Genomic DNA, 15371 nt, shown 5'->3' with positions numbered 1-15371 from the left:
AGTCGGCCGAATTTACACCAGTACTTTGCCGTGACGCACGAAAGTCGGCTGCACCACGCGCACGGGATACCATTTGCCACGGATCTCCACTTCGGCGCGGTCGCCGGTACTCGCCGGGACCCGCGCGAGCGCAATGGCTTTGCCAAGGGTAGGCGAAAAACTGCCGCTGGTGATCTCGCCATCGCCGACGCCATTGACGCGTACGGGCTGGTGAGCACGCAGCACACCGCGCTCTTCGAGTACCAAACCTACCAGCTTGGGCAGATCGCTCTGAGCCTTTTGCGCTTCCAGAGCGGTGCGGCCGACGAAATCGCGCTCGGCTGGATCCCAAGCAACAGTCCAACCCATGTTCGCCTGCAGCGGCGACACATCTTCGTTCATGTCCTGGCCGTAGAGATTGAGCCCGGCCTCCAGGCGCAGCGTGTCACGCGCCCCCAGCCCGATCGGAGGAATACCTGCACCGACCAGCTCGCTGAGAAAATCGGGAGCCTGCTCGGCCGGCAGGATGATCTCCAGGCCATCTTCGCCGGTATAGCCGGTGCGACCGATGAACCAATCTCCTGCCGCCCGCCCGTTGAATGGTTTCAATTCCTGGATGAGTGCGGCGCGCCCCTGATCCACCAGCTCGGCGGTCTTGGCGCGCGCATGCGGCCCCTGAATGGCAAGCATGGCCAGCTCAGGGCGCTCCTTAACTTCGACGGTGAAGCCTTCGGTCAACGCCTGCATCCAGGCAATGTCCTTGTCTCGAGTGCTGGCGTTGACGACCAGTCGATAGCCCCACTCGGTGAGATAGACGATCAGGTCGTCCACCACGCCGCCCCGCTCATTGAGCATTGCCGTATAGAGCGCTTTGCCCACCTGCACCAGCCGGCTCACGTCATTGGCCAGAAGGCGTTGGAGATAGGCGGTGGCGTCCGGGCCCGCCACGTCGACGACCGTCATGTGGGATACGTCGAACACCCCACAATCACGCCGCACCTGGTGATGTTCTTCTACCTGAGAGCCGTAATGCAGCGGCATGTCCCAGCCACCGAAGTCGACCATCTTGGCGCCAAGTGCGAGGTGCTGATCATAAAGGGGAGTACGCTGACCCATGGGTTTCTCCTTCCGGGCAGGTCGCCGAAGCGGCGGGGGCAAAGCTTATTAGAGTCGAGCGGCTGGCCCGACGATTTTTGGATGGCGCGCATTGTAGCCCCAAGGTTGTGACAGGTCACGGTGAGACGATGGAGCGTATTTAACCGACCCGTCTTGCCGAACGGCGGATAAGCAGAATGACAGGCAACAGCCCTACCAGCACCAGCGTCAACGCGGGCAGCGCGGCACGCGCCCACTCGCCCTCACTGGTCATCTCGAAGATCCGCACCGACAGCGTGTCCCAACCGAACGGGCGCATCAGCAGCGTGGCCGGCATCTCTTTCAGTACGTCGACGAATACCAGCAACGCGGCACTCAGCGTGCCCGGCAGCAACAGCGGCAGGTAGACGCGGAAGAACAGCGCAGCACCTCCGACACCGAGGCTTCGCGAAGCCTGCGGCAGCGACGGCCGAATCCGCGCCAGGGCACTCTCCAGCGGACCGAACGCCACTGCCATGAAGCGAATCAGGTAGGCCAGCAGCAACGCACCCAGGCTGCCGAGCAAAATCGGCTTGGCGCTGCCGCCAAGCCAGGCCGATAGCGGAATGACCAGTTCGCGGTCGAGATAGCTGAACGCAAGCATGATCGAAACCGCCAGGACCGAACCCGGTAGCGCATAGCCCAGATTCGACAAGCCGACCGCCGCCTTGACCGAGCGCACGGGCGCCTGACGCCGGGCGAAAGCCAATAGCAAGGCAACCGCAACGGTGATGAACGCAGCCATGCCGCCCAGATAGAGGGTGTGCAGGATAAGCCCGGCGTAGCGTTCGTCGAGGTCGAACCGCCCGCGTTGCCAGAGCCACACCAACAACTGCAACATCGGTATCACGAAAGCGCAGAGAAATACCAGACCACACCAACCGCTAGCCGCCAGAGCCTTGAGTCCGGTCAGCCGATACAGCGCCCCCGAGCGTGCCCGGTCGTTGGCAGGCCTCGCTGCACCGCGCGCGCGACGCTCGCCATAGAGCACCAGCATCACCGCGAGCAACAACAGACTGGCCAGCTGGGTTGCGCTGGTCAGGCTGAAAAAGCCGTACCAGGTCTTGTAGATCGCAGTGGTGAAGGTATCGAAATTGAACACCGCCACGGCACCGAAATCGGCCAGCGTCTCCATCAGCGCAAGCGCCAGCCCTGCACCGATCGCCGGCCGCGCCATCGGCAGCGCGACACTCCAGAATGCCTTCCAAGGCGAATGGCCGAGCACCCGCGCAGCTTCCATCAGCCCTTTGCCCTGAGCAAGGAATGCAGAGCGGGCTAGCAGGTAGACGTAGGGATAGAACACCAGCACCAGCACGGTAATCACCCCGCCAGTGGAACGCACCCGAGGGAAGCGCACACCGCTGCCGAACCACTCCCGCGCAAGGGTTTGCACCGGCCCTGAGAAATCCAGCAGGCCGATGAACACGAACGCCAGGACATAGGCAGGAATCGCGAACGGCAGCATGAGCGCCCAGTCCAGCCAGCGCCGACCTGGGAATTCGCACAGAGCCGTCAACCAGGCCAGGCTGACGCCCAACACCGTTACGCCCACCGACACCCCCACGACCAGCGTCAGAGTGTTGCTCAGCAAGCGCGGCATCTGGGTTTGCCAGAGGTGCGACCAGATGCTGGTGTCGACGTCACCCCAACTGAAAAGCAGGACACTCAGCGGCAGCAATACCAGCGCGGCAACTGCAAAGGTGATGGGGTACCAGCGGCGCTCAACGGGGTGGGACACGCAAGCCTCGGAAGCAGAAAGACAACGCCCCCGGCAGGCCGGGGGCGTCGAGTATAACGGCAGTGCAGCCTATCGACTGCAGGCGGCTGTCAATTCCAGCCAGCACGGTCCATCAGCATGATGGCTTCAGCCTGGCGCTTACCAGCGACCTCGACAGGAATGGTGTCCGCCTTGAAATCACCCCATGCAGCGACTTCCGAAGAAGGCTCGACATTCGGATTGGCCGGGAACTCCATGTTGATGTCAGCGAAGATCTTCTGCGCTTCCGGCGTGGTCATCCACTCGACCAGCTTCAGCGCCGCTTCGCGATTGGGCGCATGCTTGGTCAGACCGATGCCTGAAAGATTGACGTGAACGCCGCGGTCATTCTGGTTCGGCCAGAAGAGCTTGGCTTTAAGATCCGGATTCTGCGCATGCAGCCGGCCGAAGTAGTAGGTATTGACGATTCCAACGTCGCACTGCCCGGCATCGACCGCCTGGACCAGCGCAGTGTCGTCGGCGAAGACGTCGGTTGCGAGATTGTTGACCCAGCCCTTGATGATCTCTTCGGTCTTCTTGGCACCGTGGGTCTCGATCATGGTGGCAGTCAGCGACTGGTTATAGACCTTCTTGCTGGTACGCAGGCACAGACGGCCTTCCCAGTTCTTGTCCGCAAGCGCCTCGTAGGTCGACATTTCGTTCTGCTCGACACGGTCGGGCGAATAGACAATCGTCCGGGCGCGCAAGGACAGACCCGTCCAGGCATCGGCGGAAGAGCGGTACTGTGCAGGAATGTTGTCCTTGACCACCTGGGAATTCAGCGGCTGGAGGATGCCCATTTCCTCGGCTTGCCAGAGGTTGCCACCATCTACGGTCAACAGCAGGTCGGCAGGGGTGTTCGCGCCTTCGGCCTTGATGCGGGCCATCAGCGGGGCTTCTTTATCGGTAATGAACTTGACGTTGACACCGGTCTTGGCTTTATACGCATCGAAGACCGGCTTGATCAGCTCATCGATTCGCGAGGAGTAAACCACTACTTCATCGGCAGCTTGTACAGCGCTCGACAGCGCGGAGAGCGCCAGAGCGGCGAGTAAACCTTTGCTTGCCTGCATGGATCAGCCTCTTATCAGTTCGTGAAAGATGCTGAATAGTAGTGAATGTCATTTACTTTCTCAACGCGACAATTCGCGCTGGCTGACTGCTGAACGATCAGACTTTCGCCAGCCCTGGCAGGTCGCCGCTCAGGCCCAACGCCTGCCGGACGAACAGAGCCTTGGCTTCGGGCAGCGCCTGAATGCCTTTCAGGCCAGCATTACGCAACCAGCGCAACGGCAATGGGTCTGCCTGGAACAGACGTTCGAAGCCCTCCATAGCCGCCATCATGGCCAGGTTATGCGGCATCCGGCGGCGCTCGAATCGACTTAGCACACGCGGGTCGCCAAGTTGCTCCCCCCTCGCGATTGCAGCGATCAGAACCTCCGCAAGCACCGCGGCATCCAGCAGACCGAGATTGACGCCTTGCCCCGCCAAAGGGTGAATGGTGTGTGCCGCATCGCCAATCAGCGCCAGGCCGTGCTGGACGTAACGCTTGGCATGTCGCTGGCGCAGCGGGATGCAGAGCCTAGGGTCAGCGTCCAACACATCACCCAGACGAAACTCGAACGCCCGCCCCAGCGCGTGACGAAAGGCCGCGTCATCCAACGCCATCAGACGCTGCGCTTCGGTCTCTGTAACGGACCAGACGATCGAGCACCAGTGCGAATCGCCTTCTTTCTGCAGCGGTAGAAACGCCAACGGCCCCTCATCCGTGAACCGCTGCCAGGCGGTCTGCTGGTTGGAATTGGCACAACGCACGCTGGTCACGATGGCCTGATGCAGGTAATCCCATTCGCGCGTCTCGCAACCGGCCAGGCGCCGCACGGCTGAATTGGCACCGTCGGCTGCCACCACCAGCGTGGCCTCCACCTGTTTGCCGTCGGAGAGGGTCAAGCTCCAGCCCCGCTCGCTACGTTGCAGTTGCTCCAGGCGTGCATTGGGCAGCAGTTCAACGGAGCCGTCATCTTTCAGCACATCCAACAGAGAATCCTGCACTACGCGGTTCTCGACGATATGACCGAGGACGTCGGCATGCACGGAGGCTGCAGAGAAATGAATCTGCCCGGTACCGGAGCCATCCCAGACGTGCATGTCGGTGTACGGGCTGGCGCGACGATGGGTGATCCCGGCCCACGCACCGACGCGCTCGAGAATCCGCTGACTGGCAGCAGACAGCGCACTGACACGTGGCTCGAATGTATCGGACGGCGCGCAGGGCTGAATCTCCAACGGACCTGCATCAATCAACTTGATGCTGAGACCGGCATCCCTGAGCGCGAGCGCCAAGGTGCTGCCAACCATCCCGGCTCCGACAATGATGAGGTCCGTTTGCATCTGTGCTCTCCTGCACGCCGAGCTCCGGCGTGCCTAATAGGGTCTGCTTGCCCGCACCAGCGTGTGCGTGGCGTGTGTCGCTGGTTTCAGCTTGCTGGATCAGCCATTTGCTCGCATGCAGAGTCGATGGAGCTGTCCGGTCAACGCTCGCGCACGCCGAGCCCCATGGCCTGCCTGGCAAACCATGTCTTGGCAGGTGGCAACAGATCCAGCCCAATCAACCCCAGGTTCCGAGCAGCAGCCGACAGCCGCGAGGTATCGCTGAAGAGCTGCGTCAGCTGGTCAGAAAATCCAACCGTCAGCCACTGGTCTGCGCGCTGGCGCCGATGGTAGTTCTGTAGCACCGCAAGATCGCCAATTCCTGACGAGCTGCTCAACAACGCAGCCGCAAGGGCCTCGGTATCTCTCAGTGACAGGTTGTAGCCCTGCCCTGCGATCGGGTGCAAGCTGTGCGCCGCATTACCGAGCACCACAAGACCGGAGCGAACCTGCTCCTCGGCCTCGATCAGTACGAGCGGATAGAGGTGCCGCGCGCCAACTTGCTGAAATCCACCTAGGCGGTAACCGAAAGCCTGCTGCAACTCTCTGAGGAAATCGGCCTCAGGCAGCGCCGCCAGCCGCGCGGCATCCTTATCGGGTCGGGTCCAGACCAGTGCACAACGATTCTCCGCCAACGGCAGCAAAGCCATCGGGCCTTCATCGGTGAAGCGCTCGAACGCCTGCCCACCGTGCGGCTTGCCAGGCGTGACATTGGCGATAAGGGCAGTCTGATCGTAAGGCGTGCGCTTGATGCCTATACCGAGCTGTTCACGCAATGCCGAGCGCCCTCCATCGGCCAGCACCGCAAGTTCACAGCCCAGAGAGTCGCCGTTGGTCAGGGTCAGCCGATAGCCGTCGGCATGCGGCTGCATGCGCTCGACTTCGGCAGGGCAATGGCGGGTAACGACTCGGTCATCCAGAGCCTGCCACAGACAATGCCCGATCCAGGCGTTCTCCACTACATAGCCCAGCGCCGGTACTTTCTGGTTTTCGGCATCGAGTCGAGTGGCGCCGGCACGCCCGCGATCAGATACATGAATACGAGTGATCGGCTGAGCTCGCTGCGCAATCTGCTCCCACACGCCAAGGCGCTGATAGATCAGCCGGGTTCCATAGGACAGTGCGGTGGAACGTGCGTCGTAGCTTGGCTGATACTCGTTGCCCGGCTCGAACGGCTCGATCAGCTCAATCTTCCAGCCACGCGCCCAGGCGCCTTCTTGCAGTGCCAGAGCCAGGCTTGCACCGACCAGCCCACCGCCCACAATGGCCAGGCTGCTCATGCTTATGCGCCCTCGGCCGTAGCCGCCATCAGCGCTTCGATTTCCTCAACGGATTTGGGTACGCCGCCGGTCAGGATCTCGCAGCCTGTCTTGGTCACTACAACGTCGTCTTCGATGCGGACACCGATACCGCGCCACTTCTTAGGCACATCCTGATTGTCTGCCGCAATGTAGATACCCGGTTCGACTGTCATCGACATGCCAGGCTCAAGCACCCGCCACTCTCCGCCTACCTTGTAGTCACCGACATCATGGACATCCATGCCAAGCCAGTGGCCGGCGCGATGCATATAGAAGGGCTTGTAGGCTTCGGCTGCGATCAGTTCTTGCACGTCACCCTGAAGCAGTCCGAGCTCGACCAGCCCTGTGGTGATGACCTGCACGGTCGCCTCGTGAGCTTCGTTCCAGTGTTTGCCAGGCGCGATGTGGCTGAACGCTTCTTCGTTTGCCTTCAGTACCAGTTCGTAGATGGATTTCTGCTCGGGCGAGAAGCGCCCATTGACAGGAAATGTGCGCGTGATGTCGCTGGCGTAGCAATCGATTTCACAGCCCGCATCGATCAGCACCAGATCACCATCCCGGAGCACCGCATCGTTCTCCCGATAATGCAGGATGCAGGCATTCTTGCCTGCTGCAACGATAGAACCGTAGGCCGGCATCTTCGAACCGGCCTTGCGGAACTCGTAGTCCAGCTCCGCTTCGAGGTGGTACTCGTAAAGCCCAGCGCGGCTGGCTTGCATGGCACGGATGTGGGCACGCGCGGATATCTCCGCCGCGTGCTTCATCACCTTTACTTCATTGGCCGACTTGTAAAGGCGCAGGTCGTGCAGGAGATGGTCGAGGGCGACGAACTCATTCGGCGGCTGCGCGCCCTGGCGAGCCTTGGAGCGGATCGTATTGATCCACTCCATCAGGCGATGATCGAACTCCTGATTGCTGCCGATGGCATAATAGACACGCGAACGCCCCTCGATCAGCCCGGGAAGAATGTCGTCGATATCCCCGACGGGGAACGCGTCGTCGGCGCCATATTCGGCGATGGCACCGTCCTGCCCGGCGCGCAGCCCGTCCCACAATTCACGTGCGGGATCACGCTCACGGCAGAACAGCACGTACTCCCCATGCTCGCGGCCAGGGATCAGAGCAATCACCGCTTCGGGCTCCGGAAAACCCGACAGGTATTGGAAATCGCTGTCCTGACGGTAGATATGCTCGACGTCGCGGTTACGGATGTACATCGGCGCCGCCGGAAGGATGGCGATGCTGTTGGGCTCCATCTCTGCCATCAGCGCCTTGCGCCTACGGGCGTATTCCGATCTGGGAATTCGAGTCATGGGCTGACGGTCCTCAATGCAAGGAGGGCTTCGGCGTCGCCGCTACCGGCTTGGCGCACTCGGTGAACAACAACAGCGGCGCAACTCGCAAGTATTCCATGACTTCCATGTAGTCGTTCTCGCCGTCTTCGGATTCTTCCAGCGAATCCTGTATCTGCGCGATTGCTGCAAGGTCTTGCAGGACCTCCACGGCCTCACCGCTTAGCGCTCGATCACCTGCAATCAGACCAAAACCGGTCAGGAAACTCTGGCACCACTGGCCCAGCGCCTGGGCGCGCTCGGTAAGCGGCGCATCATCGGAGGGAAGCAGCAGAACGATGGCGATATCTTCTCCGGCGAGCTCGCCCTTGACCATCTCCTGAAGACCCAGAAGTGCCTGGCGTACTGACTCTTCGGGCTCGGCGCCGAGCAACTCGACGGCATCGATGAGCCACGATTCGGCATCGAAACCAGCCCCGGCGCAGCTTCGCCCGAGCAATAGCCCATGCAGCTCGGCGGGGGTGACAGGTTGGGCACTGTTGGCTAGCAAGGTGGCAAAGGCGGCATACGGCGAGTTTTGAATGGGCATTGGCAGCTAGGCGCACGAAGGCGCTAATGTCTAGAATGAAGGCCTTGTATCCTAGCATCGGCATACGAGCCAAGACCATCGAAGCCGGACTAGCCAACGCTCGCGCCATTACCCGGGAATCCCATGGAAGACGCCGACTTGCAGCTGCTGACCACCAAACTGGAACAGCTGATACAACGCATCGAGCAACTTAAGGTGCAGAATTGTCTGTTGCTCAACAGTGAGAAGAGCTGGCGCGAGGAACGCGCTCATCTGATCGAAAAGAACGAAATGGCACGGGTGAAGGTCGAATCAATGATTTCGCGCCTGAAAGCCCTGGAGCAGGACTCATGACCCAGCCGAACACCGTCACCGTGCACATCATGGACAAGGAATATTGTATTTCCTGTCCACCCGAAGAACGCAGCAACCTCGAAGGCGCCGCTCATTATCTTGACCGCAAGATGCGTGAGATCCGTAGCAGCGGCAAAGTCATCGGCGCAGATCGAGTCGCGGTGATGGCCGCACTGAACATTACCCATGAGCTGTTGCACAAGCATGACCGTCTTGATGCAGAAGCCAACAGCGCTCGTGAACACGTGCGTACTTTGCTGGAGCGAGTGGACAGCGCTCTGGCCGCCGATCCAAACCCAACCGGCAACTGATGAACGGCAGACAGATTGCGTTATAATCCCGCCCACTCCCTGGCATGTTCGCCAGTCGGCGATGACCCTCTCCCGATAAGCAACACCATGGAGGCTACACGTAGTGCCGGTGTGCATGTCCGCCTGACGGAAAGCCTTAAGGTACTCTGTAGTCGCCACCTTGAACTCTCGGGTTCAAGGGCCTACGCGGGCAGCGGCATGCTGGGGAGCCTCAATTCATGATCGCAGCCGAAGGACTTTCGCGTCCGGCGCTGCGACGGCAATTGCGTCAAGCACGCCGCAAAATGTCTCCCGCCCAACAGCGCCAAGCAGCCAAGCTGCTCTATCGGCAGCTGGCGCAACACCCGCTGTTCCGCAGAAGTCGCCACGTCGCCCTCTATTTGCCCAATGACGGTGAAATCGACCCGCGCCCGCTGCTCCATGAGGCCCAACGGCGAGGAAAGGCAACCTATCTTCCGGTCCTGAACGCCTGGCCCCGTACGCGCATGGTGTTCCAACGGATCAAACCCAACGAAAGACTGAAGCCAAACCGCTTCGGCATCGCCGAGCCAGCATTTCGCCCCGGCCAGCAGAGACGCATGTGGGCGCTTGACCTGGTATTGATGCCTTTGGTGGGATTCGATGAGCGCGGCGGCCGACTGGGCATGGGCGGAGGCTTCTATGACCGAAGCCTGGCCTATCGCAAAAGGCGCAAAAATGGTCACAAACCGACACTTTTAGGTCTAGCTCATGAATGTCAGAAGGTCGACCTTATTCCCGTCGCAAGCTGGGATGTGAGCTTGCAGGCAACGGTGACTGATCGCGGATGGTATGGAAAATAGGGAAAGCCAGGTGTTCAGCCGCGTCCATGCGGCGCTTCAGGCTAGCGCTGAAGTTGCTGCGAGTGGCTGATAGGAACCATGGACGAGGAATTGTCCGACGCTTCCCATAGCCCTTGGGTATAGCCCGTCGTCACTACACCGAGACCGAAAATCAGTACCAGGACCCAAAGAATATCTGGCTTACGTTTCATAGTTTTTCGCCTCCCCCTGCCAGGCGAATAGTCTTACGACGAGTCAATATCGTTTTGGTTTTGGAGACTCGACACCACCTACCTCAAGCGCGGCATTCTCCGCCATGCCTCGGTGCAGCGCAAACCAGCGTAGCAACCGACTGTCGGGGACTTCGCATCTGAGACTCTTAAAGCAAAAGAAAGAGAGCAAAGACCATGCCGTGCTGGCTGATGAAGTCTGAACCGGACGAATTTTCCATTCGGAATCTAGAGGAACTCGGGTACAGCCGCTGGGACGGTGTACGCAATTATCAGGCTCGAAACTTTCTGCGAGCGATGGCAGAGGGCGACTTGTTCTTTTTCTATCATTCAAGTTGCGCGACACCCGGTATCGCCGGGATCGGCCGCATTACGCGCGCCGCCTATCCTGACCCAACCGCAATCGACCCGAACTCTGCTTACTTCGATATGAAGGCTAAGGCCGAGAAAAACCCGTGGAGCGCGGTCGACGTCGGGTTCGTGGAGCGCTTTGACACCGTATTGACGCTGCCGCAGCTGAAAAGCCATCCAGCGCTGTCGCAGCTGCCCCTCGTCCAGAAAGGCAGCCGGCTCTCGGTGATGCCCGTGGGTGAAGCCGAGTGGCACGTGATCTTGGCGATGCGCTGAACCCGCTTTAGTCAGAATGACCGCAGCTACTGGACGATGAGATTGTTGAACAGCAAATCGTCGACCAGGGGGGCACCCTCCTCCTGGGTCAACACCGCCTGCACCTGCTTGAGCGCTTCCTGCCTGAGCGCCTCCTTGGCCTGGACGGTGCCTATGGTGGCGTCCGTCTGCTGGGAGAAAAGCGTCACCAACTGATTGCGGATCAAAGGCTCGTGGTGTTTCACCTTTGCCTCCGCTTCGGCGCCGCTTACCCGTAACGCGATGTCCGCCTTGTAGTACTTGAGCTTGCCATCGGAACCATAGTTGCCAACCAGCGCGGGCACTAGCGCGTAATAGATGGCCTTCGGCGCAGCCGCATCGCCTTCCGCGCTCTCAGCGAGCGCTGCCTGTGCCACACAAAGAGCAAACAGAAAAACAAGAATACGGTTCACGGCGATACTCCGGGGGATATGCAGATCAGCATAACCAGTGACGGCCGCAGACCCAAGCCCGGCCTTATGTGTCGCCATCAGGCCAGACCATGCTCGTTGCGCCAACGGAGCAGGCTTCTAGACTGACCCGATCCCTACCCGGTCATAGCCTCATCTCAAACGATAAAAGGAATCCTGATGAAAGCTGTCCTGTGCAAAGAGTTCGGCCCGGCAGAAAAGCTGGTAATAGAAGAGATCGACGGGCCCCAGATCAAGAAGGGCGAGGTATTACTCGACGTTCATGCCGCCGGCGTGAATTTCCCGGATACGCTCATGATCGAAGGCAAATATCAGTTCAAGCCACCGTTCCCTTTCTCTCCAGGCGGTGAAGCAGCTGGCGTCGTGGCTGCAGTAGGCGAAAAAGTCACCCATTTGAAGGTGGGCGATCGCGTGATGGGGTTGACTGGCTGGGGCAGCTTTGCCGAACAGGTAGCTGTGCCTGGAGATAACGTGCTGCCGATACCGCCAGCCATGGATTTTTCGACGGCCGCCGCGTTCAGCATGACCTACGGAACCTCGATGCATGCGCTGAAACAGCGCGCCAACCTTCAACCTGGAGAAACCTTGCTGGTACTTGGCGCCTCCGGCGGCGTAGGTCTGGCCGCGGTTGAAATCGGCAAAGCAATGGGCGCCAAGGTCATAGCTGCCGCATCGACGGCTGAAAAGCTTGAAGTTGCCAAGAATGCAGGCGCTGATGAGCTGATCAACTACACCGAAACCAGCCTCAAGGAACGCTTGAAAGAACTCACTGGCGGCGAGGGCGTAGACGTGATCTATGATCCGGTCGGCGGGAAACTGTTCGAAGAAGCCTTTCGCAGCATCGCCTGGAACGGCCGGATGCTGGTGGTCGGCTTCGCAGCGGGAGATATCCCGTCACTGCCGGCCAATCTCCCGCTGCTCAAGGGCGCCTCGCTGATCGGGGTGTTCTGGGGCAGCTTCGCTCGGCGTCAGCCACATGACAACGCGGCGAACTTCAAGCAACTGTTCGCCTGGCATGCCGAGGGCAAGCTCAAGCCTTTGGTGTCACAAACTTTCGCGCTGGAGCAGACGGCTGAGGCGATCAATACCCTGGCCCAGCGTAGAGCGGTCGGCAAGCTGGTCGTCAAGGTACGTTGAAATCTGAGTCGCTACCGCAGAGCGCTTGGCGCCCTGCGGCAGGCTTGAAGCGAGGAGTAATCAGTGAGCGGTAGCAGGCGCTTCGCCGCCCTGCTGCATGCGCGCCATTTCCTGGGCATAAAGCGCATCGAAATTCACCGGTGCCAGCATAAGCGCGGGGAACGACCCACGGGTGACCAGGCTGTCGAGGGCTTCACGCGCATAAGGGAAAAGAATATTCGGGCAAAACGCGCCGAGCGTATGGCTCATTGCCTGCGGCTCAAGCCCCTTGATCAGGAAGATGCCGGCCTGCTGAACTTCAGCGATGAAGGCTACTTCCTCGCCTGTCTTGACTGTCACTGAAAGCGTCAGAACCACTTCGTGGAAATCGCCCTCTAGCGACTTCTGCTTCGTGTTCAAGTCCAGCGCGACGCTTGGATTCCACTCCTGACGGAAGATCTCCGGGCTTTTAGGAGCCTCGAAAGAGACGTCACGTACGTAGATGCGCTGCAGGGAGAACTGTGCACCTTGCTCTTCCTGAGCAGCGGCGCCGTTGTTTGCTTGTTCAGTCATGTGAAGCCTTCTTGTTGTGCATGTCGTATTTGATTGCCCTGCCAGCACCAGCATTTAGCCAACTGCAGACAGGCCGCTTGTTAGGGTTACGCCGAGAGCATCGCATCCAGCTTGCCAGCCCGCTCGAGTGCATGCAGCTCATCGCATCCGCCGACGTGCTCGTCACCGATCCATATCTGGGGGACAGAAGTACGTCCTGCCTTTGTCGCCATTTCCGAGCGCAACGCAGGCTTCCCATCGACGGGAATCTCCTCATAGCTGACGCCTTTGCGATCGAGCAGGCTCTTGGCCCGAATGCAGAACGGGCACCAGGCGGTGGTGTACATGACGACTTTTGACATAGTTATTTGACCACTGGCAGATTTTCGCCGCGCCAGCTGGAAATCCCTCCGGACAGCTTCGCGGCTGTGAAGCCCGCCTTCTGCAACTCACGGCAGGCCGTTCCGGCGTGCTGGCCCATGGCGTCGACGACGACGATCATCTTGGCCTTGTGCTTCTCCAGCTCACCTAGTCGGCTGACCAGCTTTTCGTGTGGAATGTTCAACGCGTCGACGATGTGACCGGCGTCGAACTCCTTCTTCGCACGCACGTCCAACACCACGCCTTCGTCGCGGTTGACCAAGTTGGTCAACTCGCGGTTGCTCAGGCTTTTTCCGCCCTTGCGCGCCTCGGTGACGGCGAGAAGAACCAGCAACACCAAAAAGATGCTGACCAGCAGATAGTGGTTAGAGACAAATTCAATCAGGTTAGCGACCATCAAAAGGGTACCCGGGGGATAAAATGCGGGCCAGTATACACAGCCCCCCCACCAGGCTGAACCCTGCGAATCGTGACGCCCAACCGGCCAACATTTAGACTGGCCGCCATTTATTTCGCGACCTCGTGCAAGGAGCCAGACACATGCCCGCCGCGCCAAAACCCCTGGTACTGATAATCCTCGACGGCTTCGGACACAGTGACAGTCCTGAATTCAATGCCATTCATGCCGCCCACAAGCCAGTTCTTGACCGGCTTCTGGCCAGCCAGCCGCATGGGCTGATCTCCGGAAGCGGAATGGACGTCGGTCTTCCGGACGGGCAGATGGGCAACTCCGAGGTGGGGCACATGAATCTTGGTGCCGGTCGCGTGGTGTACCAGGACTTTACCCGGGTGACCAAGTCCATCCGCGATGGCGACTTCTTCGAGAACCCCACCATCTGTGCTGCAGTGGACAAGGCCGCCGGTGCAGGCAAGGCCGTGCATATTCTCGGGCTGCTCTCGGATGGCGGTGTGCACAGCCATCAGGATCATCTGGTCGCCATGGCTGAACTGGCCGCAAAGCGCGGCGCCGAGAAGATCTACCTGCACGCATTCCTGGACGGTCGCGACACCCCGCCCAAGAGCGCACAGCACTCCATTGAACTGATGCAAGCCACCTTTACCCGCCTTGGCAAGGGGCGCGTCGCCAGCCTGATCGGTCGCTACTTCGCCATGGACCGCGACAACCGCTGGGACCGCGTCGAGCAGGCGTACAGCCTGATCGTCGAGGGCAAGGCCGAGCACCAAGCAGAGTACGCGGTGGACGGCCTCATCGCGGCTTACGAGCGCGGGGAAAGTGACGAGTTCGTCAAGGCCACCAGTATCGGCGAACCGGTTCGTGTGGAAGACGGCGACGCAGTTGTGTTCATGAATTTCCGCGCTGACCGCGCCCGCGAGCTGACGCGCTGTTTCGTCGAGCCGGGCTTCAACGAGTTCGAGCGCGCTCGTGTACCGCAATTGGCCGGCTTCGTCATGTTGACTCAGTATGCAGCGAGCATTCCAGCACCCAGCGCCTACGCCCCTGAGGCGCTGACCAATGTGCTGGGCGAATACCTGGCTAACAACGGCAAGACCCAGCTACGCATCGCCGAGACTGAAAAATATGCCCATGTGACCTTCTTCTTTTCAGGCGGCCGCGAAGAGCCTTTCGCCGGCGAAGAGCGCATCCTGATTCCGTCACCGCAAGTGGCGACCTACGACATGCAGCCGGAAATGAGCGCACCCGAGGTGACGGATCGCATCGTCGATGCCATCGAGAATCAGCGATTCGACGTGATCATCGTGAATTACGCCAACGGCGACATGGTCGGTCACACCGGCGTATTCGACGCAGCCGTAAAAGCTGTTGAATGCCTGGACAAATGCGTAGGCCGAATCGTTGAAGCCTTGGAGAAGGTCGGCGGTGAAGCGCTGGTGACGGCTGACCATGGCAACGTCGAGCAAATGGAGGACGCCATGACCGGGCAGGCTCATACCGCTCACACCTGTGAGCCGGTGCCATTCATTTATGTCGGCAAGCGCAACCTGACCATCCGCGAAGGTGGCGTGCTTGCCGATGTGGCTCCGACCATGCTGACGATGCTCGGCATGCCAGTACCCGTCGAGATGACCGGACGCTCCATCGTCGAGCTGAAATAAAAGGCTAAAAAGTCA

Annotated in this window: 18 protein-coding genes and 1 other RNA gene; 7 read left to right on the top strand and 12 right to left on the bottom strand. The window is 60.1% G+C overall.

The genetic code is table 11. The features are described 5' to 3' along the window. Positions 1-12: 12 nt before the first annotated feature. The 7 genes from gcvT to EA797_RS01215 form a co-directional block, all read right to left on the bottom strand. Positions 13-1095 carry a glycine cleavage system aminomethyltransferase GcvT gene (gene gcvT / locus EA797_RS01245; RefSeq protein WP_122163380.1) on the bottom strand — a complete coding sequence of 361 codons (1083 nt, stop codon included), beginning with the start codon at positions 1093-1095 and terminating at the stop codon, positions 13-15. A 139-nt stretch (positions 1096-1234) separates the two neighbouring features. Continuing rightward, positions 1235-2851: an ABC transporter permease gene (locus tag EA797_RS01240; RefSeq protein ID WP_122163379.1), complete on the bottom strand. Its 1617-nt coding sequence runs from the start codon at positions 2849-2851 to the stop codon at positions 1235-1237. Positions 2852-2940: 89 nt separating this feature from the next. Further along, positions 2941-3942: an extracellular solute-binding protein gene (locus EA797_RS01235; RefSeq protein WP_122163378.1), complete on the bottom strand. Its 1002-nt coding sequence runs from the start codon at positions 3940-3942 to the stop codon at positions 2941-2943. A gap of 97 nt (positions 3943-4039) precedes the next feature. Continuing rightward, the gene (locus tag EA797_RS01230; protein ID WP_122163377.1) at positions 4040-5260 is read right to left on the bottom strand and encodes a 2-octaprenyl-3-methyl-6-methoxy-1,4-benzoquinol hydroxylase; all 1221 of its coding nucleotides are present in this window, start codon (positions 5258-5260) and stop codon (positions 4040-4042) included. Between the two features lie 140 nt (positions 5261-5400). Further along, entirely contained in the window at positions 5401-6579 is a 1179-nt protein-coding gene (gene ubiH / locus EA797_RS01225; RefSeq protein WP_122163376.1) for a 2-octaprenyl-6-methoxyphenyl hydroxylase, read from the bottom strand. Between the two features lie 2 nt (positions 6580-6581). After that, positions 6582-7913, bottom strand: coding sequence for a Xaa-Pro aminopeptidase (pepP, locus tag EA797_RS01220; protein ID WP_122163375.1), 1332 nt, complete (start codon positions 7911-7913; stop codon positions 6582-6584). Between the two features lie 13 nt (positions 7914-7926). After that, entirely contained in the window at positions 7927-8481 is a 555-nt protein-coding gene (locus EA797_RS01215; RefSeq protein WP_122163374.1) for a YecA/YgfB family protein, read from the bottom strand. Positions 8482-8604: 123 nt separating this feature from the next. Here EA797_RS01215 and EA797_RS01210 point away from each other — a divergent pair, with 123 nt between their 5' ends. From EA797_RS01210 to EA797_RS01195, 4 genes are all read left to right on the top strand, one after another. After that, entirely contained in the window at positions 8605-8814 is a 210-nt protein-coding gene (locus EA797_RS01210; RefSeq protein ID WP_122163373.1) for a TIGR02449 family protein, read from the top strand. After that, on the top strand, positions 8811-9125 hold the full coding sequence (locus EA797_RS01205; RefSeq protein ID WP_122163372.1) for a cell division protein ZapA: 315 nt from the start codon (positions 8811-8813) through the stop codon (positions 9123-9125). Before EA797_RS01210 ends, EA797_RS01205 begins: the two co-directional genes overlap by 4 nt. 33 nt (positions 9126-9158) lie before the next feature. Further along, positions 9159-9337, top strand: a non-coding RNA gene (ssrS, locus tag EA797_RS01200) — 6S RNA. A 6-nt stretch (positions 9338-9343) separates the two neighbouring features. Beyond that, the gene (locus EA797_RS01195; RefSeq protein ID WP_122164639.1) at positions 9344-9946 is read left to right on the top strand and encodes a 5-formyltetrahydrofolate cyclo-ligase; all 603 of its coding nucleotides are present in this window, start codon (positions 9344-9346) and stop codon (positions 9944-9946) included. Positions 9947-9987: 41 nt separating this feature from the next. Here EA797_RS01195 and EA797_RS21750 read toward each other — a convergent pair whose 3' ends face one another. Then, positions 9988-10137, bottom strand: coding sequence for a hypothetical protein (locus EA797_RS21750; RefSeq protein WP_167468757.1), 150 nt, complete (start codon positions 10135-10137; stop codon positions 9988-9990). Positions 10138-10332: 195 nt separating this feature from the next. Here EA797_RS21750 and EA797_RS01190 point away from each other — a divergent pair, with 195 nt between their 5' ends. After that, a complete protein-coding gene (locus EA797_RS01190; RefSeq protein WP_122163371.1) occupies positions 10333-10782 on the top strand; it encodes an EVE domain-containing protein in 450 nt (149 codons plus the stop codon). Positions 10783-10808: 26 nt separating this feature from the next. Here EA797_RS01190 and EA797_RS01185 read toward each other — a convergent pair whose 3' ends face one another. Beyond that, entirely contained in the window at positions 10809-11213 is a 405-nt protein-coding gene (locus tag EA797_RS01185) for a flagellar basal body-associated protein FliL (RefSeq protein WP_415846051.1), read from the bottom strand. A 177-nt stretch (positions 11214-11390) separates the two neighbouring features. Between EA797_RS01185 and EA797_RS01180 the strand changes: the two genes are divergently transcribed. Further along, entirely contained in the window at positions 11391-12368 is a 978-nt protein-coding gene (locus EA797_RS01180; RefSeq protein ID WP_122163369.1) for an NADPH:quinone oxidoreductase family protein, read from the top strand. A gap of 60 nt (positions 12369-12428) precedes the next feature. On the opposite strand, the gene secB is transcribed toward EA797_RS01180, so the two are convergent. The 3 genes from secB to EA797_RS01165 form a co-directional block, all read right to left on the bottom strand. Then, positions 12429-12920, bottom strand: coding sequence for a protein-export chaperone SecB (secB, locus tag EA797_RS01175; protein WP_122163368.1), 492 nt, complete (start codon positions 12918-12920; stop codon positions 12429-12431). 86 nt (positions 12921-13006) lie between these two features. Further along, positions 13007-13261 (bottom strand): glutaredoxin 3, encoded by a 255-nt coding sequence (gene grxC / locus EA797_RS01170; RefSeq protein WP_122163367.1) that lies wholly within the window; start codon positions 13259-13261, stop codon positions 13007-13009. A 2-nt stretch (positions 13262-13263) separates the two neighbouring features. Continuing rightward, positions 13264-13677 carry a rhodanese-like domain-containing protein gene (locus tag EA797_RS01165; protein WP_122163366.1) on the bottom strand — a complete coding sequence of 138 codons (414 nt, stop codon included), beginning with the start codon at positions 13675-13677 and terminating at the stop codon, positions 13264-13266. A gap of 143 nt (positions 13678-13820) precedes the next feature. Between EA797_RS01165 and gpmI the strand changes: the two genes are divergently transcribed. Then, a complete protein-coding gene (gene gpmI / locus EA797_RS01160) occupies positions 13821-15356 on the top strand; it encodes a 2,3-bisphosphoglycerate-independent phosphoglycerate mutase (RefSeq protein WP_122163365.1) in 1536 nt (511 codons plus the stop codon). Positions 15357-15371: the final 15 nt, after the last annotated feature.

The sequence above is a fragment of the Stutzerimonas zhaodongensis genome (assembly GCF_003696365.1).
Classification (GTDB): domain Bacteria; phylum Pseudomonadota; class Gammaproteobacteria; order Pseudomonadales; family Pseudomonadaceae; genus Stutzerimonas; species Stutzerimonas zhaodongensis.
The sequence above is the reverse complement of the archived record's forward strand: the minus strand, read 5'-3'. Positions and strand labels throughout refer to the sequence as shown.